The sequence below is a fragment of the Hydrocarboniphaga daqingensis genome (assembly GCF_900129825.1).
Lineage (GTDB): Bacteria > Pseudomonadota > Gammaproteobacteria > Nevskiales > Nevskiaceae > Hydrocarboniphaga > Hydrocarboniphaga daqingensis.
This window is the reverse complement of the sequence record NZ_FQWZ01000004.1, coordinates 18,943-44,116: the sequence shown is the minus strand read 5'-3', so window position 1 is coordinate 44,116 and position 25,174 is coordinate 18,943. Positions and strand designations below refer to the sequence as shown.

The 25,174-nt window shown below is 65.9% G+C and carries 23 protein-coding genes; 16 read left to right on the top strand and 7 right to left on the bottom strand.

Translation table 11 applies throughout. The annotated features are described in order from the left end of the window. Positions 1–8: 8 nt before the first annotated feature. A complete protein-coding gene (gene pgeF / locus BUB09_RS08875) occupies positions 9–785 on the bottom strand; it encodes a peptidoglycan editing factor PgeF (protein ID WP_072896802.1) in 777 nt (258 codons plus the stop codon). A gap of 3 nt (positions 786–788) precedes the next feature. Then, entirely contained in the window at positions 789–2,066 is a 1,278-nt protein-coding gene (locus tag BUB09_RS08870; RefSeq protein ID WP_072896801.1) for a DEAD/DEAH box helicase, read from the bottom strand. Positions 2,067–2,426: 360 nt separating this feature from the next. Between BUB09_RS08870 and trxA the strand changes: the two genes are divergently transcribed. The 3 genes from trxA to BUB09_RS08855 all read left to right on the top strand — a co-directional run bounded on the left by trxA (position 2,427) and on the right by BUB09_RS08855 (position 5,321). Further along, complete coding sequence (gene trxA / locus BUB09_RS08865; RefSeq protein WP_072896799.1) at positions 2,427–2,762, top strand: thioredoxin TrxA; 336 nt, start codon at positions 2,427–2,429, stop codon at positions 2,760–2,762. 376 nt (positions 2,763–3,138) lie between these two features. Beyond that, positions 3,139–4,392, top strand: coding sequence for a transcription termination factor Rho (gene rho, locus BUB09_RS08860; RefSeq protein ID WP_245793249.1), 1,254 nt, complete (start codon positions 3,139–3,141; stop codon positions 4,390–4,392). Between the two features lie 83 nt (positions 4,393–4,475). Then, positions 4,476–5,321 carry a metal-dependent hydrolase gene (locus BUB09_RS08855; RefSeq protein WP_072896797.1) on the top strand — a complete coding sequence of 282 codons (846 nt, stop codon included), beginning with the start codon at positions 4,476–4,478 and terminating at the stop codon, positions 5,319–5,321. A 119-nt stretch (positions 5,322–5,440) separates the two neighbouring features. On the opposite strand, the gene BUB09_RS08850 is transcribed toward BUB09_RS08855, so the two are convergent. The 3 genes from BUB09_RS08850 to BUB09_RS08840 form a co-directional block, all read right to left on the bottom strand. Next, positions 5,441–7,933, bottom strand: coding sequence for a DUF1302 domain-containing protein (locus BUB09_RS08850; protein WP_072896795.1), 2,493 nt, complete (start codon positions 7,931–7,933; stop codon positions 5,441–5,443). A 108-nt stretch (positions 7,934–8,041) separates the two neighbouring features. After that, positions 8,042–9,337, bottom strand: coding sequence for a phosphoribosylamine--glycine ligase (gene purD / locus BUB09_RS08845; protein WP_072896793.1), 1,296 nt, complete (start codon positions 9,335–9,337; stop codon positions 8,042–8,044). Between the two features lie 67 nt (positions 9,338–9,404). Next, positions 9,405–9,635 carry a hypothetical protein gene (locus BUB09_RS08840; RefSeq protein WP_072896791.1) on the bottom strand — a complete coding sequence of 77 codons (231 nt, stop codon included), beginning with the start codon at positions 9,633–9,635 and terminating at the stop codon, positions 9,405–9,407. 137 nt (positions 9,636–9,772) lie between these two features. Here BUB09_RS08840 and BUB09_RS08835 point away from each other — a divergent pair, with 137 nt between their 5' ends. From BUB09_RS08835 to BUB09_RS08805, 7 genes are read left to right on the top strand one after another with little or no spacing between them, the layout of a single operon-like run. Continuing rightward, positions 9,773–10,660: a phosphoribosylaminoimidazolesuccinocarboxamide synthase gene (locus BUB09_RS08835; protein ID WP_072896789.1), complete on the top strand. Its 888-nt coding sequence runs from the start codon at positions 9,773–9,775 to the stop codon at positions 10,658–10,660. Positions 10,661–10,670: 10 nt separating this feature from the next. Beyond that, complete coding sequence (locus BUB09_RS08830) at positions 10,671–11,045, top strand: MAPEG family protein (protein ID WP_072896788.1); 375 nt, start codon at positions 10,671–10,673, stop codon at positions 11,043–11,045. A gap of 25 nt (positions 11,046–11,070) precedes the next feature. Then, positions 11,071–11,439, top strand: coding sequence for a hypothetical protein (locus BUB09_RS08825; RefSeq protein ID WP_072896786.1), 369 nt, complete (start codon positions 11,071–11,073; stop codon positions 11,437–11,439). A gap of 54 nt (positions 11,440–11,493) precedes the next feature. Further along, entirely contained in the window at positions 11,494–13,104 is a 1,611-nt protein-coding gene (locus BUB09_RS08820) for a phytoene desaturase family protein (RefSeq protein WP_072896784.1), read from the top strand. A gap of 47 nt (positions 13,105–13,151) precedes the next feature. After that, positions 13,152–13,760: an adenylate/guanylate cyclase domain-containing protein gene (locus tag BUB09_RS08815; RefSeq protein WP_139250213.1), complete on the top strand. Its 609-nt coding sequence runs from the start codon at positions 13,152–13,154 to the stop codon at positions 13,758–13,760. A 1-nt stretch (position 13,761) separates the two neighbouring features. Beyond that, positions 13,762–14,436 (top strand): UCP032817 domain-containing protein, encoded by a 675-nt coding sequence (locus BUB09_RS08810; RefSeq protein WP_072896780.1) that lies wholly within the window; start codon positions 13,762–13,764, stop codon positions 14,434–14,436. Next, on the top strand, positions 14,354–15,667 hold the full coding sequence (locus BUB09_RS08805) for an RDD family protein (protein WP_217650275.1): 1,314 nt from the start codon (positions 14,354–14,356) through the stop codon (positions 15,665–15,667). Before BUB09_RS08810 ends, BUB09_RS08805 begins: the two co-directional genes overlap by 83 nt. A 26-nt stretch (positions 15,668–15,693) precedes the next feature. On the opposite strand, the gene BUB09_RS08800 is transcribed toward BUB09_RS08805, so the two are convergent. Next, positions 15,694–16,353: a TetR/AcrR family transcriptional regulator gene (locus tag BUB09_RS08800; protein ID WP_072897413.1), complete on the bottom strand. Its 660-nt coding sequence runs from the start codon at positions 16,351–16,353 to the stop codon at positions 15,694–15,696. A gap of 80 nt (positions 16,354–16,433) precedes the next feature. On the opposite strand from BUB09_RS08800, the gene BUB09_RS08795 reads away from it, so the two are divergent. The 6 genes from BUB09_RS08795 (at position 16,434) to BUB09_RS08770 (ending at position 24,328) form a co-directional block, all read left to right on the top strand. Continuing rightward, on the top strand, positions 16,434–17,537 hold the full coding sequence (locus BUB09_RS08795) for an efflux RND transporter periplasmic adaptor subunit (RefSeq protein ID WP_072896776.1): 1,104 nt from the start codon (positions 16,434–16,436) through the stop codon (positions 17,535–17,537). 25 nt (positions 17,538–17,562) lie between these two features. Further along, on the top strand, positions 17,563–20,637 hold the full coding sequence (locus tag BUB09_RS08790) for an efflux RND transporter permease subunit (protein ID WP_072896775.1): 3,075 nt from the start codon (positions 17,563–17,565) through the stop codon (positions 20,635–20,637). Between the two features lie 152 nt (positions 20,638–20,789). Beyond that, entirely contained in the window at positions 20,790–21,749 is a 960-nt protein-coding gene (locus tag BUB09_RS08785; protein ID WP_072896773.1) for a helix-turn-helix transcriptional regulator, read from the top strand. A 10-nt stretch (positions 21,750–21,759) separates the two neighbouring features. Then, positions 21,760–22,731, top strand: coding sequence for an MBL fold metallo-hydrolase (locus tag BUB09_RS08780; RefSeq protein ID WP_072896771.1), 972 nt, complete (start codon positions 21,760–21,762; stop codon positions 22,729–22,731). A 17-nt stretch (positions 22,732–22,748) separates the two neighbouring features. Then, on the top strand, positions 22,749–23,837 hold the full coding sequence (locus BUB09_RS08775) for an aminopeptidase (protein ID WP_072897411.1): 1,089 nt from the start codon (positions 22,749–22,751) through the stop codon (positions 23,835–23,837). Beyond that, on the top strand, positions 23,837–24,328 hold the full coding sequence (locus BUB09_RS08770; protein WP_072896763.1) for a hypothetical protein: 492 nt from the start codon (positions 23,837–23,839) through the stop codon (positions 24,326–24,328). Before BUB09_RS08775 ends, BUB09_RS08770 begins: the two co-directional genes overlap by 1 nt. Positions 24,329–24,346: 18 nt before the next feature. Here BUB09_RS08770 and BUB09_RS08765 read toward each other — a convergent pair whose 3' ends face one another. Continuing rightward, entirely contained in the window at positions 24,347–25,114 is a 768-nt protein-coding gene (locus BUB09_RS08765) for an alpha/beta hydrolase family protein (RefSeq protein ID WP_175550148.1), read from the bottom strand. Positions 25,115–25,174 lie beyond the last annotated feature (60 nt).

Sequence of the window (25,174 nt, the reverse complement as noted above, 5' to 3'; positions counted from 1 at the left end):
TCGATGAATTAAGGCCGCAGCCAGATCAGGCTGGCCATCCGGCCGCAGACGCGGTCGCGACGAAACGAAAAGTAGCGCTCGCGATCGGTCAGCGTGCAGGCCTGGCCGCCATAGACGCGCGCCACACCCGATCGATGCAAGCGGCGCTGTGCCAGCGCGTAGAGGTCGGCAAAGTATTGGCCGGGCGCGCCAGCCGGCGCGAAACAAGCGGCACTGCCCGCGTCGTCCGCGACGAAGCGAGCGCGAACCTCGCTGCCGACCTCGAAGGCGGCCGGGCCGATCGCCGGGCCCAGCCAGGCCATCAGCCGCTGCGGTGCTGCCGGCAGCGCTGCGATCGTGGTTTCGAGTACGCCGTCGGCCAGGCCGCGCCAGCCCGCGTGCGCCGCCGCGACGCAACGTCCCTCGTCATCGCAGAACAGGACCGGCAGGCAGTCGGCCGTCATTACCACGCAAACCTGGGCCGGCTGGTCGGTCCACGCCGCATCGCGGGCGTTGCAGTCGGCGGGCAGCCTTGCGTCACCGCTCAGGTGCACCGCCTGCGTGCCATGTACTTGGTCCAGCCAGTGCGGCTCGCCCGGCAATTGCAGATACCGGCGCAGCGCCGCACGGTTGGCCGCCACGTGTGCCGGATCGTCGCCGACATGCGTGGCCAGGTTGAACCCGGCGTAGGCGCCCTGCCCCGCGCCGCCGATCCGCGTGGTCTGCACCGCCGCCACACGGGCCGGTGCAGGCCAGTCGGGCACCAGCAGCGATGCCGGCGACAGCAGGGCCTGCGCCACACTCATCGGTCAGCGCCGGCGCGGACCGCCGCTGCCGGGACGGCGTCCGCCGCCACCACCACCGCCACTGCGGGGACGGCCGAAGTTCTGCCGCGGCGGCCGAGGACCGCGCACGAAGTCCGTCGGCAGCCATTCGTCGGGCACTTGCTCGACCGGAATCCGGTTGCCGATGTAGCGCTCGATATCGGGCAGCGAATACACGTAGGTTTCGCAGCACAGCGAGATCGCGTCCCCGCTCTGACCGGCACGCGCGGTGCGGCCGATGCGGTGAACGTAGTCTTCCGGATCCTGAGGCAGGTCGTAGTTGATCACGTGAGTGACCGCCGGAATGTGCAAGCCGCGTGCTGCCACGTCGGTCGCGACCAGGATCGGCAATCGGCCTTCCTTGAAGTCTTCGAGCAGCTTCATCCGCTTGTTCTGCGGCACGTCGCCTGAGATCGTGCTGGCCTCGAAGCCATTGGCGCGCAGCGTGTTCTCGACATCTTCGGCGTCGCGCTTGGTGTTGATGAACACCAGCGTACGAACCGGCGAGTGATGCCGTAGCAGGCCAATCAACATCGGCAGTTTGTCGTCATTGGCGACGTGGATCAGCGACTGCCGCACGCGGTCGGCCGTCATCCGCTCGGGTTGCACCTCGATCTTGGTCGGGCTGTTCATGTGCTCGTAGGCCAGTTCGAGCACGCGCTGGCTCAGCGTCGCCGAGAACAGATAGTTCTTGCGCCGAGCCGCTTCCGGCATGCGCCGGAACAGGTAGCGGATGTCGGCGATAAAGCCGAGGTCGAACATCCGGTCCGCTTCGTCGAGCACCACCACTTCGATGTGCTTGAGCGTGTAGATGTCTTGCTTGAAGTAGTCGATCAGCCGCCCTGGCGTACCAATCAAGATGTCGATGCCGCCCTCGATCGCCTGGCGCTGCGACTCGTAGCCCGTACCGCCGTAGCAGACTGCCATCCGCAAACCCGTGTCGGCTCCGAGCTTCATCGCGTCGGCATGGATCTGAATCGCCAACTCACGGGTCGGCGCCAGCATGAAGGCGCGAGGCTGGCCATCCGGACCGGTGCGCGGGTCAGTCATCAGCTTGTGCATCGTCGCCAGCAGAAAAGCAGCCGACTTGCCCGTTCCGGTTTGCGCCTGACCGGCGATGTCGTGACCTGCCAGCGCCAGCGGCAAAGTCTGCGCCTGGATCGGGGTGCAATAGTCGTAGCCCATCTTGGCGAGGCTCGACAGCAGCGTCGGATGCAGCCCCAGTGATTGGAAGCTTACGTCTGAAAGGTGATCGGGTAGCATGCTCTCTCTATATAGTCCGTTCGATGTCAGCTCGGCCACAGTGACCTGATGACGGGTCCCCGCGCAATCCGGAGCGCGTCGCACGGACTTGCAAGGCAGCAACGAATGGGATCAAATAACGCCATCCCGCTCTGTGTTCACTGGCCCGAAAGCCTGCTTCGGACACAGTCGCGGTGCACGTTGGTTCCCCTGAAAATCGAATCATAACAATCGTCGTGTGTTCCTGCGCGACGGTGCCATCGCCGCAGTACTTGATCCGAGCCTGATCGACCCCAGACTCAGTTCCCTGCCGCGCTCCAACTCTTTTCTGTACCGCGAACGCGGCCCCGCGCGGTTTCCGCCTTCAATGAGGTCCAACCCATGAGCGAACACATCTCCCCCGTCACCGACGCCTCTTTCGAACAAGACGTGCTCAAGTCGAGCGTGCCGGTTCTGGTCGACTTCTGGGCGGAATGGTGCGGCCCCTGCCGCATGATCGCGCCGATCCTCGAACAGGTCGCCGCCGAACAGGCCGGCAAGCTCAAGGTCGTCAAACTCAACGTCGACGAAAATCCGGGCACGCCGCCGCAGTTCGGTATTCGCGGAATTCCGACGCTGATTCTCTTCAAGGACGGCAAGCCCGCCGCCACACAAGTCGGCGCCGTGCACAAGGCACAGCTCGCCGCCTTCGTGACTCCCCATTTGAACGTGGCCTGACCAACGAATGATGAAGCACCGCCGCCGTCACTCCAACGGCTCAAACAACAATCGAGCCGGCCAACCCAAGGACGGAGGCCAGGATGGCCTGCCGCTGGATATCGACGAGGAGGCGGAAGAAGCCGCCCAGAATGCAGGGCCGCCGGTCATGGTGGCTCTGCAGAGCGAGTCGTTTGACGCCGACGGCGTGCCCATCATCAGCGACGAAGGCAACGGCGAAGGCCGCAACGGCAATGTGGGCGGCAATGCTGCCGTCAACAACGCCGGTCAACCGCACGGTGGCCGGCATCAGAACAATGGCCAAGGCGGCCACCCGCGCGGCCAGCAGCAGCCTCAGCAGCCGCAGGTTCCTCAGGAACCGCCCAAGCTGGTCTACATCCCCGAACTGAAGAAGAAGACGGCCGCCGAGTTGCTGGAACTGGCCGAGAGTCAGGGCCTCGAAAACATCGCCCGCACGCGCAAACAGGATCTGGTGTTTGCGATCCTGCGCGCCGCCGCCAAGCGCGGCGACCACATCATGGCCGACGGCGTGCTGGAGATCATGCAGGACGGCTACGGCTTTCTGCGCGGCCCTGATGCCAGCTATCTGGCCGGCCCGGACGACGTCTATCTGTCGCCATCGCAGATTCGCCGCTTCAGCCTGCGCACCGGTGACTCGATCGCCGGGCGCGTCCGCAGCCCGAAGGACAATGAGCGTTACTTCGCGCTGCTGAAAGTCGACACGATCAACTTCGAGCCGCCGGAAGTCAGCAAGCGCAAGGTCAGCTTCGAAAACCTGACCCCGCTGTTCGCCGACGAGCAGTTCAAGATGGAGCGCGGCAACGGCACCACCGAGGACATCACGGCGCGCGTCATCGATATCGTCGCACCGTTCGGCAAGGGCCAGCGTGGTTTGATCGTCAGCCCGCCGAAGGCCGGCAAAACGATCATGCTGCAGAACATCGCGCAGTCGATCGGCGCCAACTATCCGGACGTCTATCTGATCGTGCTGCTGATCGACGAGCGCCCGGAAGAAGTCACCGACATGCAGCGCACGGTGCGCGGCGAAGTCGTTGCGTCGACCTTCGACGAACCGGCCAGCCGTCACGTGCAGGTCGCCGAGATGGTCATCGAGAAGGCCAAGCGCCTGGTCGAGCACAAGCGCGACGTGGTGATTCTGCTCGACTCGCTGACGCGACTGGCGCGCGCATACAACACCGTTGCGCCTTCGTCGGGCAAGGTGCTGTCGGGCGGTGTCGACGCCAATGCGCTGCAAAAGCCGAAGCGCTTCTTCGGCGCCGCGCGCAACATCGAAGAAGGTGGCTCGCTGACGATCATCGCCACGGCGCTGATCGACACCGGCTCCAAGATGGACGAAGTGATCTACGAGGAGTTCAAGGGCACCGGCAACATGGAACTGCACCTCGAGCGCCGCATCGCCGAGAAGCGCACGTTCCCCGCGATCAACATCAATCGCTCCGGCACCCGCAAGGAAGAGTTGATGGTCAACGAACGCGACCTCAACAAGATCTGGATCCTGCGTAAACTGTTGCATTCGATGGATGAACTGGCGGCGATGGAATTGCTGATCGACCGCATGAAGCAGAGCAAGACCAACGAAGCGTTCTTCGATTCGATGAAGCGCAACTAGTCGCGTTGGCGCGGCGCGGGCCCTGCCCCGCTTCGCGCCAGCCGGCTTGGCGACGTTCGAATGTCGCCAAAGGAGATGAGGGCATGACCGAAACGCACTCTTCCTATCGCCCGACCATCAAGCGGCGCGACCTGCACTTCAACCAGGAGCCGATTCCGCGCTACTGGCTTGGCGGCCATGTTCACCGCACGCGATTGTTCGATGCGATGTCGCTGTTCTTTCCCGAAGGCGAGCGCTTCTTCATCGAGAGCCTGCGCCACTATCGCGATCGCGTGCCGGCCGACACCCAGCTGGCGACCGATATCCGAGCCTTTATCGGCCAGGAAGCGATGCATTCCCGAGAGCACCGCGACTACAACCAGCGCCTTGAAACCCAAGGCATCGGCGCCAGCGAGCTGGAAGCGGAAACCGTCCGCAACTTGAACCTGGCACGCGACAAAGCCTCACCGGCACAACAGCTGGCGATGACGCTGTGCCTGGAGCACTTCACGGCGATCATGGCTCACGCCGTGCTTTCGGACGACGCGGTGCTGGCCGGCGCGCATCCGACGATGCGCCAGATGTGGCGCTGGCACGCGCTGGAAGAAACCGAGCACAAGGCCGTTGCATTCGACTTATACCGCCACGTGTTCGGTAGTGGCTTGCGAGCCTACTTGCTGCGCTGCTGGATGATGCTGAGCGTGTCGTTCTACTTCACTGCCCATGTCTGGGCCTATCTGATTCGCATCGTCCGCCGCGACGGTCACGGCAGCGACTGGCGCGGCTGGCGCGAGTTGCTCGGCTTCATGTTCGTGACGCCGGGACCGTTCCGCCGGATCATTCCGGCATGGGCCGACTGGTTCAAGCCGAGCTTTCACCCCTGGCAGCACGATAATCGCCAACTGCTGGCGAAGACCCAAGCCGAGTACGACGTCGCGACCGCTCCCTGAGCACCATTTGCCGGCCTCACGCAGCCGCCACTGACCACCACCCATCAAAAAGCCGCCGCAGATCCGATCTGCGGCGGCTTTTTGATGAGCGGTTTGTTCCGCGTCAGGCAGCAGCGACGTTAGAACTGGTAGCGGACGAAGGCCTGCGCGTAATCACGGTCACGATAAAGGTTGGCGGCACCCGCACCCCAGAACCAAGCGTAACCCAGCGTGAATGACAGCGAGTCGCGATAGCGGGTTTCAACCAGCGTCTGCAGCTGCTTGCGGTCTTCGATGAAGTTTTCCGCAGGGCCAGGCGCGGTGCCGTTAACGTCGTGGCCAAACAGCACGAACGGCTGCACGCTGATACCGGGCAACACGCTTTCGTACTTGATGATCGCGATCAGGCGATAGCCCCACGAGAACTTGTCGACCAGGTCATCGAGATTGGCCTGATGCGGATTGAAGCGCGCGCCGTCAGGGCCGACGTGGCAGGTCGGGTTCGTCGAGCAGGCTTGGCGGCTGCCATCGGCACCACTGCCATCGGCGCCGGCCGAGGCATGGTAGTAGACGCCGGGCGACTCGATCTGCAGGCGGTCATAGCTCGGCAAGCCCGGAACATGAGTCGCGCCAAGTTCGCCGACCATCTGAATCTGGTCGGCGCCGATCCAGTTTTCGGTACCGCTGAGCACGCGGGTCACGCCGAGGTTGTACTGCAGCACATCAAAGCGCTCATAGCCGCGGATGTAGCTGTTCGGCGCGGTTTCGCCGAGCGTGCCACCGCGATACGGCACGACGAAGCTCGGGAACGAGCGCGCCGAGCCCGGCGCCGCGCCGACGATCAGGTTGACCGTGTCCGGGAACGGGTTGTTGCCATTGGCGTCGAGGAAGTCGCTGCTGCCGTAGTTGACCAGCTGGCCACTGGCATCGATACCACGACCGGCCGTTGAGCCGGCGCAGTTCAAATCGCGATCGTGGCAGCGCGTCAGCGTCGGGCCTGCAGCCGCGAATTCCAGATCGACGATCGACACCTGCAGCGGCAGATTCGGCCGATAGGCGACTTCACCCTGGAACGAATAGTCGCCCGAGGCCGTATTGAAGCTCAGGCCGTAGAGCTGAATGTTCTCGGGGTACTCGAAGAACACGCTGCCGGTATCCAGCGGTACGGCGTCGGACAGCGGCTGGCCGGGATTGGGCGTCAGCGCGGCAGCCAGGCCGCCGAGGTTGCCACCGAAGTCGGTCAGCGATGCCGGGTTGGCCAGAATCATCGCGCCGGCCTGTTGCAGCACTGCGCCGACCGAAGCCGGATCGTAGGCCGGCAGATTGTTGCAAGCCGCGAAGAACTCGAGCGTGTTGCGCGCATCGATGCCCTGAGCGTTGCCTTCGCGCCGGGCGCAGCTGGCATCGGTGGCGTTGAAGCTCACATAGGGCAGCCGCGAGTGATAGTTCATGAAGTACAGACCGAACTCGGTGCCGCTATTGAGTTCCTCGGAGTAGTACTTCAGCGAAATGCCGTACTGGCCGCCATGGTCGGGCTCACGATCCGGCGCGCGCAGCGCCCGCGTCGTGGTCGGCGTGATCAGAGCCAGTGGACTGTTCAGCGGGAAGCCGACGCCAGCTTCGTCGTCAGCCGAACCGCCGAAGCTGAGGTTGGCGTAGTCGACCGCGTTGTTGGTGCCGATATCGGCGAACGACAGATAGCTGCCCGGCGCCGGCGCTTCGAGCGGCAACCATTCAAATTGATAGAAGACTTCAAACTGCACGTCGGCGAAAGCCTCGCCCGACAGGGTCACCATGCCGACCGGCTGGAAGACTTCTTCAAGCTGGGCGCCGACCCGATACAGGTTGTTCGCATTCGGCGGGTTGATCTGGTTGAGGCTGTTGACGACCAGCGACGTGCTTTCGCCCCAGTTCAGATTCTGCCGGCCGATCTTCCAGTTCAGTTCGCGCTCGTTCCACAGCGGCAAGGTGCCGAAGATGTTCAGATCGAGCAGCTGGAGATCCGTGCCGATCTGACGCAGCGTTTCGCCGTCGGAACGCTTTTGACGTACCTGCCCGCCCGGGCCGTAGACGCGGTCGAAATAACGATTGGCTTCGCGGTCACCGGTGATGCCGACCTGTGCGGCATTCTCGGCCGTGATCAGATTGGGACGGTTCTCCATGAAGTCGTTGTTGACGAAGTCATAGAAGTACAACCAGCGCGCGAACAGGCCGATGCCGCCCCAGTTCAACGTCAGATCCTGCGTGACCTTGAACGGTGCCTGCGTCAGATCGTACTTGTCGTAGTTCAGGTTGCCGTCGTCAGCACGCGCCGTTGGCGCACCTGGGGCTTCGAACAGCCGCTGTGACGGGAAGATTTGGTCGCGAAACACGGCCTGGCACGACTGATAGTTGACGCCATCGCGGACGCCGCAGGCATTCGGATCCAGGAACGCCTTGCCGACCAGGTTGTCGGCGCGGCTTTCCATGCGCATCGCAGCGCCAAATGTCATGTTGGTATTGAGGTTGCCGGTGATCGGCCCCAGTTCCAACTCCAGTGCCTGGGCCGAGCCGATGCCCATCGCGGCCAGCGCGATGCCGCTACGTGCAAGATGCCGAGCACTTTTTGTCGCCGTCGATACTTTGCCGACCATGGCTTCTCCTCTTAGCAAACTACAATTTTAGTGTCCGGACCAAGCCGGCTCGTTTGACCGCAGCGCCTGATAGGCGCGGCGCCGCAGCCAGACCGCATCACGTCCGCGTCAGGAATCCCGCTGCAGCGCGCGGTGCCCGATATCGCGGCGATACTGCAAGCCATCCCAGCGAATCTTCTCGACCGCGCGGTACGCCTGCTCGCCAGCCTGCGCCAAGCTATCGCCGCGTGCGACGACGCACAGCACACGCCCGCCGGCCGTTATGACGGCGTCGCCTGCTGCGGCCGTTCCGGCATGAAACACTTTGGCAGTGCCCAGATCCGCGTCGAGGCCGGCGATCACATCGCCCTTGCGCACGGTACCGGGGTAACCGGCCGCTGCCAGCACGACGCCCAGCGCCGGCTGTGGATTCCACTGCACCGGGGTCTGCTGCAGCCGGCCATCGAGCGCCGCGTCCAGCAGGTCGACCAAGTCGGACTCAAGACGGAACAGGATCGGCTGCGTCTCCGGGTCGCCCATCCGCGTGTTGAATTCCAGCACCTTGATGCCGCCGCGCGAGTCAATCATCAAGCCGGCATACAGAAAGCCGGTGAATGGGCGGCCCTCGTCGGTCATTGCGCGCAAGGTCGGCTCGATGACCTCGCGGCATACCCGCGCATGAACCTCTGGCGTGACCACCGGCGCCGGGGAATACGCGCCCATGCCGCCGGTGTTCGGACCTTGGTCGCCGTCGAAAATGCGCTTGTGGTCCTGGGACGTGGCCATCGGCACGTACTGCAACCCGCCGGCGACGACGATGAAGCTGGCTTCTTCGCCGTCGAGGAAGTCCTCGATGACCACCCGAGCGCCGGCACGGCCAAGCATCGTGCCGCCGAGCATGTCGCGCGCTGCCGCCTTGGCTTCATCGACGCTGGTGGCAACGACGACGCCCTTGCCGGCCGCCAGCCCGTCGGCCTTGACCACGATCGGGGCGCCGCGCTCGTCGATGTAATCGAGCGCTGGCTCCAGTTCGTTGAACACGCGGTATTGCGCGGTCGGAATCCGGTGCCGCGCCAGGAAGTCCTTCGAGAACGCCTTGGATGACTCCAGCTGCGCCGCTTCGCGCGTCGGTCCGAAAATGCGCAGGCCGGCGGCTTCGAACGCATCGACGACGCCCAGCGACAACGGCACTTCGGGACCGACGACGGTCAGCGCCACCGACTCGCGTCGCGCCAACTCGAGCAGGCCGGCGATATCGTCGACGGCAACATCGGCGTTGCGGCAACGCGGCTCGGACGCGGTGCCCGGGTTGCCCGGCGCAACAACGACTTCCGCCACACGCGGTGACTGTGCGATTTTCCACGCGAGCGCATGTTCGCGCCCGCCAGAACCGATGACCAGAACTTTTTTGTCTCTGCGCACCATGCGCCGCTCCTTGTTGTTGTGGGGTCCGATCCAGGGCGCCGCGGCGATGCACGCGGCGCGGCGCGCATCAGTCCCGGTTGCGCCGCGAATCGCGACGACGCTCGGCCATGCCTTCGGGCGGCCCCTTGTCGACCTTGCGGCGATCGCCACGCTCGCCTTCGCGCCGCTCGAAGCGACGGTGCTTCTTGGCTTCCGGCTTCTGTGCGCTGCCGCTGGACAGGAACAGCGTATAGACCAAGTAAATGATCAACGCGGCGCCCAAGGCGTACAGCGCCATTTCAAAAAACATCGTCAGCATCGCGCTTATCTCCCGAATGGCGCGATTATGCGGCCAAAGACGGCCACTGCCACGCTTTTGCAGCCCGGCGCGCCGCCACGACGGGCTCGCGTATCATGCCGGCCTGCCGGTACTGCCTCCGACAACGGTCATTACGCATGAGCAACGCCCTTTTCGAATCGAAAATCGACAGCCTGCCGCGGATCCATCGCGGCAAGGTGCGCGACATCTACGCCGTCGGCGAGCAGCACATGCTGATCGTTACCAGCGACCGCCTGTCGGCGTTCGATGTGATTCTGCCCCGCCCGATTCCCGGCAAGGGCGCCGTGCTGCAGACGCTGACCGAATTCTGGATGCAGCGTTTCGCCTCGCTGCTGCCCAACCAGATGGCGCCGCAGATGCGGCTCGAAGACTGGCTGACGCCCGATGAAATCGCGCAGTGCGCCGGTCGCGCAGTGATCGTCCGCAAGCTCAAGGCGATACCGGTCGAATGCGTCGCGCGCGGCTATCTGATCGGATCGGGCTGGAAGGATTACCAAACCACGGGCCGCGTCTGCGGCATTGAACTGCCGGCCGGCTTGCGCATCGCCGACCGACTGCCCGAGCCGATTTTTACACCTGCAGACAAGGCGCCCGTCGGCAGCCACGACGAAAACATCAGCTATGCCGATGTCGAGCAGCGGCTGGGCCCGGCGCTGGCCCAACAGCTGCGCGACACCACGCTGCGGATCTACCGCGAAGCAGCCGAGTACGCGTTGGCGCGCGGCATCATCATTGCCGATACCAAGTTCGAATTCGGCCTGGACGAGCACGGCCAGCTGCATCTGATCGACGAAGTGCTGACGCCCGACTCGTCGCGCTTCTGGCCGGCCGACACCTATCGCCCCGGCATCAGCCCGCCGAGCTTCGACAAGCAGATCGTCCGCGATTATCTCGAGACGCTGACCTGGAACAAGCAGGCGCCAGGTCCGGATCTGCCGGACGAGATCGTCGAACGCACCGGTGCGATGTACCGCAAGGCCCAACAGCTGCTGACGGCCACCTGAGGAGCCTGCGATGACCATTGCGCTGTGGTGTGTGCTGGCAGCCGCGCTGCTGCCGTTCCCGTTCACGCTGGCCGCCAAATTCAGCAAACGATTCGACAACGCCAACCCGCGACGCTATCTGGACCAGACCACCGGCTGGCGCCAGCGCGCTCATGCGACACAGCTGAACAGCTTCGAAGCGTTTCCGCCGTTTGCAGCCGCCGTGATCATCGCGCAGACGCTGGCGCATGCTCCGCAAGCGCAGATCGATGCGCTGGCGGTCGGCTTTGTCGTACTGCGGATCGCATTCGGGCTGTGCTATCTGGCCAACCTGGCCACGCTGCGCTCGATCGTCTGGTTCGGCGCCGTCGGCTGTACGGTGGCCTTGTTCGTCGTTTCTGCCTGAGATTGCTGCAAGACGGAGCGAGCTGATGCGGATCAAGATCGAAATCGACGTCCAGCCTGACGAACTGCGCCGCTTTCTCGGCCTGCCCGATGTCGCCGGCCTGCAAGACGACGTCGTGCGGTTTCTGCGCGAGAAAGTCAGTGCTGCTGGCGAATCGTTCGACCCGTCGGCCGTGCTCCACGGCAGCCTGGAACTGATCCGCCGCAATCCGACCTGGAAGCTGCTGCGCAGCGCGATGACCCGTGATCGCGAAGAGGATCAGGACGACGCGCCTGCCGCAGCAACGCCGGCACCCAAGCCTGCGCGCCGCCCACGCAAAGCCGCTGCAGCCAAGCCCCGTGCCGCGACCAAGGCACCGCGTCGGCGCAAGCCGCCCGCGCGCGACCCGGGCTGACGCCACACCGTCGGGACGGCACGACGGTCGCGCGGGCTGGCTTACGATAGCCGCATGTACGACTCGATCATCATCGGCGGCGGCCACAACGGCCTGGTCTGCGCCACCTATCTGGCGCGAGCCGGCAAACGCGTGCTGGTGCTGGAGCGCCGCCCCATCATCGGTGGCGCCGCCGTCACCGAATCGCTGGCGCCGGGCTACCGCTGCTCGACAGCAAGCTATGTCGTCAGCCTGCTGCTGCCGGAAGTCGAGCGCGAGCTGCAGCTGGCGCAGTACGGCTACCGCGTGCTGCCGCGCAGCCCGTCGTCGTTCACTCCGTTCGAGGATGGCCGCAGCCTGCTGATGGGCCCCGATGCGGCAATGACGCAGCGTCAAATCGCCGCGTTTTCGGCACGCGATGCCGAGGCCTATCCACGCTATGAAGCCTGGCTGTCACGGATCGCCGAAACGCTGGAACCGGCGTTGATGGACACGCCGCCCGAGCTGCTCCCGCTGCCGCCCGAATGGCGCCAGCGCGGCTTGCTCGACCGCTTGCGTAACCTGCGGCGCGGCCAGTCGCTGTATCGAGCGATGAAATCGCTGGGCGAGGAACTGCCCGAGGCGATCGAGCTGCTGACCGGGCCGGCAACGCCGATCCTCGACCGCTGGTTCGAATCCGACGCCGTTAAAGGCACGCTGGCCACGGACGCGATCATCGGCACGTTCGCGCCGCCGTCCGCGCCGGGTACCGGCTATGTGCTGCTGCACCACGTGATGGGCATGGCCGGCGGCGCGCGCGGCGTCTGGGGCTATGTCGAAGGTGGCATGGGCGCACTGAGCGGCGCGATGGCCAAGGCCGCGCAAGCCAGCGGCGTGACGATCCAGTGCGACACGACGGTCGAGGAGATTCTGGTCGAGCACAACCGCGTCAGCGGCGTGCGCACGACCACCGGCGAGCGCATCGCCGCACGCCAGGTGATCTCCAATGCCACGGCGGCGGTCACGTTCGGCAAGCTGCTGGCGCCGGGCCTGCTGCCGACGCGCTTCGACGCGGCGGTGAAGCGCATCGATTACGCGTCGGCCAGCGTCAAGATCAACCTCGCCGTGTCCGAACTGCCGGACTTCAGCGCGCTGCCCAATACCAGCAGCGAGCCGGGACCGCAGCACCGCGGCACGATCCATATCGGCGCCACGCCCGACTACATCGAACGCGCCTACGAGGACGCGCGGCGTGGCCAGACCAGCGAACGTCCGGTCATCGAGATGACGATCCCGAGTAGCGTCGACACGACGCTGGCGCCGCCGGGGCATCACATCGTCGGCCTGTTCGTGCAGTACGCGCCGTATACGCTGGCCGGCACCGACTGGCAGCAGCACCGCGAGGTGTTTGCCGACCGCTGCATCGACGAGATCACCCGCCTTGCTCCGAACTTCCGTCGCTCGGTACTGCATCGCCAAGTGCTGGCACCGCCCGATCTCGAAGCGCGCTTCGGCCTGACCGGCGGCAACATCTTTCAGGGCAGCATGCCGCTGCATCAGCTGTTCGCATTCCGTCCGGTGCCCGGCTGGGGCGACTACCGCACGCCGGTGCGCGGCTTGTACTTGTGTGGCGCCGCAACGCATCCGGGTGGCGGCGTCATGGGCGCCTGCGGCCGCAATGCGGCCCGCGCCGTGCTACAGGATTGACCACCGCTTGAAGAATCGGCCATCGCGGCCGACAGGGACGAACCATCGTGGCCAGCGACATGCGCAGCTTTTTTGCGGAAATCGACCGCTACGCCGACGCGGTGGCCACTCAGCGCGCATCGCTGGAAGCCGACATCTGGGCGCGCTACGGACGCGACAGGGCGATGCTGGCGCTCGACATGAGCGACTTTTCGCTATCGGTGCGCCGCGACGGCGTGCTGTCGTATTTGTGCCGGATCCGTCGCATGCACGCGATCACCGCGCCGCTGGTAGCCCGCCACGGCGGCGAGGTGGTCAAGTACGAAGCCGATAACCTGTTGGCCGCATTCGAGCAGCCGCGTTCGGCGCTCGCGGCGGCGATTGCGATCCACCAGCAGATGCATGCCGACCCGCAAGCACAGCCGGTCAGCATCGGCTTGAGTTACGGACGGGTGCTGCTGATCGATGGTTGCGATGCGCATGGCGATGCGGTCAACACCGCGTTCAAGCTGGGCGAAGACGTCGCCCGTCGCAGCGAGATCCTCGCCTGCGGGCACTTCATCGACGCCATCGGCGCCGATCACGGCCATCGGATCGAAGCCAGGCCGAGCACGATTGCCGGCTTGCAGCTGGATGCCTGGCGCATCCACCTGCAGCAGACCGCTGACGAGGGCTGACATGCAAATTCCCGAATGGCTGCTCGCGATACTGGCGCTGGCGACGGTTGCCATTTGGGTCGTTGGCGAACGGCGGCGACGTCGCGTCGAGCGTCGGCGGTTCGTGCGCGGCTATCGGTTTCCCGACAGCGTCGATCGCCGGCTCGCGGTGATCGAGCCCGACTGGACCGCACATCAGCGCGAGCAGGCCTGGTCGGCGCTGCGCGAGTTCTTCATCGCCTGGCAGCGCAGCGACGGCCGGCGCGTGGCGCTGCCATCGCGCAGCGTCGAGCGCGCGTGGCGCGCATTTGCCAACGAAACCTCCGCCTATGCTGAATTCTGCAAGGCTGCGTTCGGTCAACCGATCGAGCCACTTGAAGCGCAGCCGTTCGGCCAGGACCCGGCAACCGACGAAGCCCTGCGCCGCTGCTGGTGGCAGACCTGCCGGGACCAGCGTATCGATCCGCGCCGACCGGGCCATCTGCCGCTGCTGTTCGCGGTCGACTTCTATCTGATGGCGATCGGCGGCCTGCACTACACGATGGCGCCGCCGCGCGACGATCGCGGCGACGACGGGATCACACCGGTCGGCTTGCTCGGCGACGGCGATCCTGATGCCGATCGATATGGCGCGGCTGATGGCGATGCACCCGCCGACGGCGACGGCGGTCACGATGGAGGCGGTGATGGAGACTGAGCACAAGGAAACGCCGTCGACGTTTTCGGTCGACGCGGCGACGCCTAAGTCATCAACGCGTGCGATGGCCGAAACCGGCACCGACCCGACGCAACCTCGTCATGACCTGCACCCGGCCTGGGAACGGGCGCCCACCGACCGCGAGGCTTACGCGGCGCCGGCGCATGATCCGCGCGACATCATCACGCCGCACGCCTTCCGTATCGCCCCGTCTCTGCTCGGCCTGCCGCTGGCCACGCCCCGGCAGCGCGCGATCGCGATCGGCATCGACGGCGTGCTGGTGTTCATGCTGGCCAAGACCGGCGGCATCCTGTTGGCCGTCGTCGCGGCGGTCTTCGCATCGGGCTGGCTGAAGAACCGCCATCAGCCGCGCAGCCGTATCGGCCGCGGACTCGGTGCATCGGCCCGTCTGCTGCTGGCCTTGATGATCTTCGCGCTGGTGGTCGCGCTGGTGCAGCCGCTGTGGGATCGCTATCTGGGCGACGACCACGATGCGCAAACCAAGGACGACGCAGGCGAGTTGAACATGAGCGGGGGCACGGGCCTCGCGTTCGGTGCATCGGCGATTGCGCTGCAGGCTTGCGACACGGCCGACTGCCGCACGGCGGCGGTTGCCGCAATGGGCGCCACGCTCAGCGATGCCCGCGGCAGCCGCGCCGACAAGCTCAAGCTGATGCTCGAACAGATCGACGATGCGACCGCCGACCCCGCCGAGCGCAGCGTGCTGCTCGTTGCGGCCGGCGAGGCGCTGGATAACGACGCCGCGGCGGCCGCAGCCCCGGATGCGTCGACCAGCGACCCCGCGGCAACGGCCGCAGCTTCTGCAACGCCTCTCGAAGACCCAGCGGCCGCGGACCGCGATGGCGAGACCGAATACAGCCTGCTGCGCCAACTGCTCGGCATGCTCGACGATCTGGGCCTTTCGTTCGGCTGGGCCGCGGTCTATTTCACCGTGTTCACGACGCTGTGGGCCGGGCAGACGCCCGGCAAAAAGCTGGTCGGCATCCGCGTCGTCCACCTGTCGGGCCGGCCGTTGTCGTACTGGAGCAGCTTCAGCCGCTACGGCGGCTACGCGGCCGGGCTGACGACCGGCCTGCTCGGATTTTTGCAGGTCTACTGGGACCCGAACCGCCAGGCGATCCAGGACCAGCTATCGTTCACGGCCGTGATCCGCGACGTCGATCTGTCGCACTTGCAGCCCGCTCCAACAACGCCATCGCCCGACGCTTGAGCACCGGCCTCGCGGCCTACGCGCGCTCAGGTCGCCGGCGCGTAGGCGCGCAGGAACATCGACACGGCGTTATCGATCTGAGCGCGTCGCGCATCGGCGCCGACCTTGTCGGCCAGGCCGATCAGCAGCCGCAAGTGGTGCTCGCCCTTGACCAGGAAGAAGAAGTGCGCGGCCGCTGCACGCGAGTCGGGCACGTTCAACTCGCCAGCCGCCGTAGCGGCTTCCAGCAACTGAGCGAAGCGCTGCATCGTGGATTCGGGGCCGACTTCCCAGAACAGCTGAGACAGCTTGCGATGCCGGCGCGGGTTGGCCGCCATCAGCCGGTACAGCGCCAGCGCGTCCGGCTGCGTGATCATGTCGAAAAAGCCCAGCGCGATCAGCGTCAGCCGCTCGCGCAGCGGACGGTCGCCACCGAGCATGTAGGCCTCGGGCGGCGCATGGCTGGCGCAAGCGCAGGCGACGCATTCGCGAAACAGCGCGTCCTTGTCGGCAAAGTGGCTGTACAGCGTCACTTTCGATACGCCAGCCGCCTCGGCGATGGCGTGCATGCTGGTACCGCGCAGGCCGTCGATGCCGAACAGCTGCTTGGCCGCCGCCAGCACCGCCTCGCGCTTGTCGAGGTCGCGCGGACGGCCGCGGCTCGCCGGGGTCTTCTTGCGTCGCGCTGGGGAGGTGGAATCGTCCATCGGCATTACTGTACTGTAGCGTTCAGAAAAACGGCATCCGGCCCGCGCGTGAGGACACGCACCGGCCGTCGGGAGAAAGCATGCAGCACATCAAGGGGTTTGCCATCGTCTTTATGGCGGCGAGTGCCGTCGTGGCCTGCCATGCGCCCGAGGCGCCCGTGGTCAGCGCCCGACCGGTGGCCGTGATCGCGCCTCAGGCTTTGCGCGACGCCGGGTCCGCCGAGTTTTATCCAGGCACGGTCCGCGCTCGGGTCGAATCCGCGCTGTCGTTCCGCGTCGCCGGCAAGATCATTGAACGTCGCGTCGACATCGGCGCCCAAGTCCGCAAGGGCGATGTTCTGGCGGTACTCGACCCGATCGACGCACGACTCAACGTGCAGGCCGCAGAATCGTCGGTGGCGGCGGCCGAGGCCGATGCACGGCTCGCCGAAAGCGAATTCCAGCGCCACGTCGACCTCAACCAGCGCGGCTTCGTCAGCGCCTCGCTGCTCGACCTGCGTCGCAACCAGATGGAGCTGGCCCAGGCGCGGCTCAAGCAGGCGCGCTCGCAGCTGGCGGTCAGCCGCAATCAAGCCGCTTACACCAGCCTGGTCGCCGATGCGGACGGCTTGGTGACGCAAGTACAGGCCGATGCCGGCCGCGTCGTCGCTGCCGGCGAGCCGGTGCTCGGCTTCGCCCGCAATGGCGAGCGCGAAGTGCGGATCAACGTACCCGAGGGAGCCGCCGTCGAGCGCCTGCGATCGGCGCCGTCGCTGCGCGTGTCGCTGTGGGCGCAGCCCGGCAAGCTGTACGAGGCGCGCGTACGCGAAATTGCCGGCTCGGCCGACGCCAGCACGCGCACGCACGAAGCCCGAATCAGCATCGTCAACGCCGACGATGCCGTGAAGCTGGGCATGACGGCCAGCGTGCAGGTCGGCACGCCCGCCGAAGAGCCGCTGTGGCGGCTGCCGCTGACCGCGGTCGGCGACAGCAGCGGCACGCCGGTGGTGTGGCGCGTGGTCGCCGCGGGCGAGCAGCTGCAAGCGCAGCCGCTGCCGGTCAAGGTGGTTCAGCTGCTGAACGATGCGGTCATCATCGCCGGCGACATTAAGCCCGACGACCGACTGATTTCGGCCGGCGTGCACTTGCTGACGCCCGCAATGCCGGTCAAGCCGATCGATCGCAGCGCGCCGGTTGCGCTCTGACGCCACGCGCCACCGGAGCACGACGATGGGTGGATTCAATCTGAGCCAGTGGGCGCTGAACAACCGCACGCTGGTGATTTTCTTCATGGTGCTGTGCGCGCTGATGGGCACGCAGGCCTACCTGAACCTGGGCCAGTCGGAAGACCCGCCGTTTACGTTCCGCGTGATGGTGATCCAGACCTCGTGGCCCGGCGCGACCGCCGACGAAGTCGATCGCCTGGTGACCGACCGGATCGAAGAAAAGCTGCTCGAACTCGAAACCTTGGATTACGTGCGGTCGTATTCGCGGCCGGGCGAGTCGGTGGTGACGATCGTGATTCGTGACGATCTGCCGCCGGCGGCGATGGAGGAATCGTTCTACCAAATCCGCAAGAAGATCGGCGACATCCGCTTCCGGCTTCCGTCCAACATCATCGGGCCCAACTTCAACGACGAGTTTGGCGACACCTACGGCAACATCTACGCACTGACCGGCAAGGACTTCAGCTACGAAGAACTGAAGGACTATGCCGACCGCATCCGCGAGCGCTTGCTGCGCGTGCCGCAAGTGGCCAAGGTCGACTTTCTCGGCCTGCAGGACGAGCGACTGTTCATCGACCTGGCCAATGCCAAGCGCGGCCAGCTCGGCATCCCGCTCAATGCCGTCGTCGCCGCTCTGCAGGCGCAGAACGCCGTCGTGGCCACCGGCAGCTTCGACACGACCCGCGAACGCATCCACGTCCGCGTCAGCGGCCGTCTGCAGACGCTGGAAGAAGTGCGTCAGCTGCCGATCTCCGACCAGGGTCGCACGCTGCGCCTGGGCGACATCGCCAATGTCTACCGCGGCTACCAGGACCCACCCGCGACGCGGATGCGCGTCGACGGCGAACGCGCGATCGGCGTGTCGGTGTCGATGGAAAAAGGCGGCCACATCATCCGCATGGGCAAGGCGCTGGACGCTGAAATTGCCGACATCCGCGCCGGGCTGCCGCTGGGCATGAGCTTGGAGCGCGTCGCCGACCAGCCACGCGCGGTCACGCGCGGCATCGAAGAATTCGTCCGCTCGCTGATCGAGGCCGTGGCCATCGTGCTCGCGGTCAGCTTCATCAGCCTGGGCGCGCGCACCGGTCTGGTCGTAGCACTGACGATTCCGCTGGTGCTGGCCGCCACCTTCGTGGTGATGGCCTACTTCGGCATCGACTTGCACAAGATCTCGCTCGGCTCGCTGGTGCTGGCGCTGGGCTTGCTGGTCGACGACGCGATCATCGCCGTCGAGATGATGGCCGTGAAGCTCGAACAGGGCTGGAGTCGGACCAAGGCAGCGGCATTCGCATACACCAGTACTGCGTTCCCGATGCTGGCCGGCACGCTGATCACCGCCGCCGGTTTTCTGCCGATCGCCACGGCGACGTCGAGCACCGGCGAATACACGCGCTCGATCTTTCAGGTCGTGACGATCGCGCTGCTGCTGTCGTGGATCGCTGCCGTCGTATTCGTGCCACTGCTGGGCTACTACCTGCTGCCGGAACGTCATCAGGCCGATGGCGCCGATACCGTGCATCACGACCATGACCATGCCGGGCTCTACGATACCAAGCTGTATCGCACGTTCCGCCGCGCCTGCCAGTGGTGCGTCGATCACCGCTGGAAGACGATCGCGGCGACGCTGGGCATCTTCGTCGGCGCGATCGTGCTGTTCGGCAGCGTGCCGCAGCAGTTCTTCCCGTCGTCGACCCGGCTGGAACTGCTGGTCGACCTGAAGCTGCCCGAAGGTGCTTCACTCGACGCCACCGACGAGGCAGCGCGGCGACTCGAAGCGCATTTGAAGACGCTCGACGGCATCGAAAACTTCGTCGCCTACGTCGGCGCCGGCACGCCGCGCTTCTACTTGGCACTCGACCAGCAGTTGCCGGCCGCGAGCTTCACGCAGTTCGTCATCAACACCAAGAGCATCAAGGATCGCGAGCGGCTGCGCAGCGAGTTGCTGCAGCAGCTGCCCTTGCTGTTCCCGGATCTGCGCTGGCGCGTCAACCGGCTCGAGAACGGGCCGCCGGTCGGCTACGTGCTGCAGTTTCGCGTCGCGGGCCCCGATCGCAGCGTCGCCACTGGCGTCGCTGAAAAGGTGGCGGCGATCCTGCGTGCCAACCCCTACCCGGCCGGCGTGCATCTGGATACCTGGGAGAAGTCGAAAGTCATCCGGGTCGCGATCGATCAGGATCGTGCCCGCGAACTGGGCGTGTCGTCGTCGGACATCGCGCAGGTGATCAGTGTGTCGACCAATGGCGGCACGATCAGCGAATACCGCGAAGACAACAAGCTGATTCCGATCGTGCTGCGCGGGCCAGTGGCCGAACGTGAATACCTGAACCTGCTCGGCTCGCTGACGATCCCGACCGGCAGCGGCGTCACGGTGCCGCTGGCGCAGCTGGCGCGGCTCGAATCGAGCTTCGAGGACGGCATTTTGTGGCGTCGCGACCGCGTACCGACCGTCACCGTGCGCGCCGACATCTACGGCGCGTTGCAGCCACCGCAAGTCGTGGCGCAATTGCTGCCGCAGATTCAGCAGATCGAACTGCCGCGCGGCTACCGGATCGACGTCGGTGGCACGGTCGAGGACAGCGGCAAGGGATCGGCGTCGATCAACGCCGGCATGCCGCTGTTCCTGCTCAGCGTGCTGACCGTGCTGATGATCCAGCTCAAGAGCTTCTCGCGGACCTTGCTGGTGTTCCTGACCGCGCCGCTGGGCATCATCGGCGTGGCCGTGGCGCTGCTGCTGTTCGGCAAGCCGTTCGGCTTTGTCGCGATGCTCGGCACGATCGCACTGGCCGGCATGATCATGCGCAACTCGGTGATCCTGGTCGACCAGATTGAGCAGGACATCAAGGCCGGCCATGCGCCCAACGTCGCCATCGTCGACGCCACGGTGCGCCGCTTGCGCCCGATCGTGCTGACTGCGGCTGCCGCTGTGCTGGCGATGATTCCGCTGTCGCGCTCGGAGTTCTTCGGCCCGATGGCGGTGGCGATCATGGGCGGCTTGATCGCCGCCACGCTGCTGACACTGCTGTTCGTGCCGGCGCTGTACGCGGCTTGGTTCCGGGTGCCACCGACCGGCTCGCGCTGATCCCCGCGTCGCGCGAGGGCGATGCGGCTGCCACCGCCATTCGGTCATGGTATATCTACGACCGTTCGTCGAAGGATCATCGCGCAGCGCGCGGCGCGGATCTCATCGGCTGACGTCCATTGAGATCCGCCCCATCGGGTGCGAGGGCCTGCATGACCGACCGCTTGGAACACAACGCCGACCACCGCCTCGACGAGCTGGTTCCTCAGCTGTACCGACTCGCCGTCGAATGCGAATGGCAGGACTTCCGTGTGCTGGCGCTGCAGCGCATCGTCGAGTGGAGCGGCGCGTCGGCTGCCGCTTGGTTGACGCGGTCCGAAGGCCAGAGTGGCGAGTACTCGGTGTTTCCATCGGATCTGATTCTCGATTCGCGCGCGGTCGCGGCACTCACTCTTGATCGCGAATCGAGCCTGCGGGTGTCACCGGTGCCAGCCGCGCTGGTCGCGCGCCCGGCGCAGGGCGCCCGCCAAGTCGTCGCGCATCGGCATCTGCACGCCAACAGCGAACTCAGCAGCGTGCTGGTGCTGTATCTCGGCGACAGTGCCCCCGCGACTCGCGATATCGGGCGCGCGCTGCTGCACCTGGCCGAAGCCGCCGCCGTGTCCCTGCATCAGTACATCCAGCGCGACGAGTGGCTGCTGGCTTTGGGGCGCACCAATCGCGGCAGCGCCGCCGTGGTTGACGCACGCGGCGTGGTCTACGCGGCCAGCAAGCGCTTCCGCGACCTGATCGCCGTCAACAACCAAGCCGACGCGCATTTTGCGCGCCTCCCGTTTGCGATCCCGGCCCCGGCACTGGAAGGCGACGAATCGTTCTTCAACGGGCCGCTGCATTTCCGCATTTCGCGGCTCGGGGGTCTCTACCAGTTGCATGCGCGCCGGCCGATGCCGCTCGACGGCCTGTCGCCGCGCGAGCAGCAGATCGCGCGCGCACTCGGCAACGGCAAGACGTTCAAGAGCGTTGCGCGCCAGTACGACATCGCCGTATCGACGGTGGCCAATCACGCGTCGCGCATCTATCGCAAGCTCGGCATCTACCGCCGCGAAGATCTGGTTGACCTGGTCCGACGCCCGCAAGCCGAGCCCTCGGTCATCGCCGGCGGCAACCGCTAAACGCCCCGCGATGACGACGCTCTCGCACCTGCCCGCCACCACCGATGTTGGCTACGGCATCACCTGCATCGACACCGAGCAGGAACGCGCCGGCATGGCCTGCTGCTATCTGATCGAGCAGGACGGTGAAGCCGCGCTGGTCGACTGCGGCACCTCGCCCGGTGCCGATCGGTTGCTGGCGGTACTACGCTCCCGGGGCATCGCGCCGGAGCACGTGCGCTACTTGATGCCGACGCATGTGCATCTGGACCATGCCGGCGCTGCCGGTGTGCTGATGCGCCAACTGCCGAACGCGCAGCTGATTGCACATCCGCGCGCGGCTCGCCATTTGATCGACCCCAGCAAGCTGATCGAAGGCGCGATCGCCGTCTACGGCGCCGATGCGGTACGTCTCGCCTATGGGCAGATCCTGCCGGTCGACGCAGCGCGCGTGGTCATCGCCGACGACGGCCACCGGCTGACGCTGGGCGCGGCGCGCGAACTGCTGCTGCTCGACACGCCCGGGCACGCCCGCCATCACTATTCGGTCTGGGACGCGCAGAGCCGCGGATTTTTCACCGGCGACACGTTCGGCATCTCATACCGTGAGTTCGACGGCCCGCAAGGCCCATGGCTGATGCCGACGACGACGCCGGTGCAGTTCGAGCCTGACGCCTGGGAGCAGACGCTGGACCGCTACCTGAGTTTTGCGCCGCAGCGGATGTATCTGACCCACTACGGCTGCGTGGAGGACATCGCACGACTCGCGTACGACTTGCGCGCCGGCCTGTGCGATTACCAGCATCTGGCAATGAGCATCGAAGCGCGCGGCGCGGCACGTCATGCCGGCATCCGCGACGCGATCGAAAACTGGAGCCTGGCGGCGCTGCGTCGTCACGGCGCGCCGGTCGACGAGCAACAAGCGCGGCGCCTGCTGGCCGCCGACATGGAACTGAACGCGCAAGGCCTTGGCGTTTGGCTCGACCGGCAGGCCGCGGCCTGAGCGCGACGGTGACGGCAATGCCGGTGTCAGGCCGGTGGTGCCGCGCGGCGCTGGCAACGGCGCTGGCACTGGCACTCGGCGCTTGTTCATCGGCGGGTTACTACCTGCATCTGGCGCGCGGTCAGTATCAGCTGCTCAGCAGCCGCGAGCCGATCGCGGCCATCGTCAGTGACCCCGGACGCGACCCGCAGCTGCGCACGCGGCTGACGCGGGTGCAACACGCGCGGCGCTATGCCGTCGACGCGCTGGATCTGCCCGACAACGACAGCTACACCGTGTATGCCGATGTGCATCGCGACTACGTGGTCTGGAATGTGTTCGCCACGCCAGCCTATTCGCTGGACGCGGTCGAGAACTGCTTTCCGATCGCCGGCTGCCTGTCGTATCGCGGCTTCTACGACGAGCGCGCCGCGCGTGACCATGCCGCACAGTTGGCGGCGCGCGGGTACGACACCGAAGTGGGCGGAGTGGCGGCCTACTCGACGCTGGGCTGGTTCGACGACCCGGTGATCAACACGATGATGCGCTGGTCCGACGCGCACTTGATCGGCACGCTGTTTCACGAGTTGGCGCATCAGCGCTTGTTCGTCAAGAACGACACCGCCTTCAACGAATCCTTCGCCAGCTTCGTCGAGCAGCAGGGCTTGCAGCAGTACGCGGCCAGCGGCGCGATCGATCTGCAAGGCCAAGCCGAACAGGCTGCGCGCGAAAGTGCATTCGTCGCGCTGATTCTGCAGACGCGTCAGCAACTGGCCGCCTCGTATCGCAGCAGCCGCGATCCGGTTGCGCTCGCCGCGATCAAGCAGCAGGCATTCGAGCAGTTGCAGGCGCGCTACCGACAGTTGCGCGACGCGCAGTGGAATGGGTATGCCGGCTACGACCGCTTCTTCGAACGGCCGTTGAACAATGCTAGGCTGCTGCCGTTCGGCCTGTACGACCAATGGGTACCCGCCTTTGCCACGCTGTTCGCCGAGCACGGCCGCGACTGGGCTGCGTTCTACGCCGCGGCCGCCGAGCTGGGCAAGCTGGCGCCAGCAGCGCGTCAGGCGCAGCTGCAGGCGCTGGCCGCGCGTGCATCGGCAAAAACGGCGGCGGTGGTGCCGTGATGCGCCCGTCGTTGGTGGCGCGCCTGCTGGGCGGTATCGCGGCAGTGGCCTTGCTGTGCGGGTTCGGCGGACGGGAACCGACGTCCGAAGCGCGACGCGACGCCAATCGCTACATCCTCGAAAAGCTCAACCGGCAGACCGGTGAAGGCTGGCAGCGTAGCGGCCAGTATTTCCTATGGCGTTATCAGTTTTCAAAGGACGGCTGCGAGCTGCGGATCAGCCGCGAAAGCGTGATCGGCAGCGACCTGCTGATGCAGACAGTGCCGATCGCCGACGTCGTCCCCGTCTGGCAAGGCGGGCCTTCGGTCGAGTTGTACTGCCAATCGAGCAACGACTGCATCGAGCTGGAAACCCGCAGCATGGCTCGCGACAGCCAAAGCCAACGGGTCGGCGATACCTCACTGCTGGTGCCGCAGCCCGACGATCTGCCCAAGCTCACCGATGCGCTGGCGGAGCTGCATCGGCTTTGCGACGACCCTTACGCGCGCTGACGCCGCGCTGTGCACCGGCTACAAGGTGCGCTCGAACCAATCGACGGTGACCTCGATCGCGCGCTGCGCCTGACGCGAAACAGGATCGAACACGTTGAAGATGTGATCGGCGCCGGCCAGGATCACCGCTTCGGCCGGCCGCCCGCGCGCCAGACGCATGAACTCGGCCTCGTGTGCCGGCAGGTAGTCCTGGGCGCCGCGCACGCTCAACAGCGCGCCCGGGTATTGCGCCAGTGAGCGATCCAGATCGATACCGCGAAAACTGTCGTAGAACGCGCGATGCGTGGTGATCTTCTTCCAGCCGGGCACTTCCTCGGTGACCTGGCCGTCGCGCAACGCGGTGTCCACCGCCTGTGGTGCAAGCCGGCGCCACAGCTCGAAATGGTCGCCGCTCGGGCTGGACCACAGCGCCATGCTGCGAAACCACGCCGGATGCCGCGCGCCGGTTTCGATCGCGGTGCTGGCACCGAGACTGAAGCCGAGCACACCGATCCGCTGAGCCTGCACCCCGCGCTGCTGCAACAGCCAGGCCTGGGCCGAGGCCGTGTCGTCGAGCCGGGTCACGAACGTGGACTGAATATCGGTGCGCAAGCGATCGCCCTCGCCGCGGAAGTTGATCCTCAGCGTCGCGATGCCCGCCGCCTGTAGCGCATGCGCCAGACGCTTGCCGAGGTCGCCGGCGCCGTCCATGTCGTCGGCAAAGCCGTGCAGCATCAATACCGTGCGGCCATCCCATGCCGCATCGGGCACGCACCAGGCGCCGTTGGCGCCACTGGGCAGTTGCACGCGCTGTTCCGATGCCGTCGCCAGACCGCAGCAAAAGCTGGCCAAGGTCAGTGCGCCAGT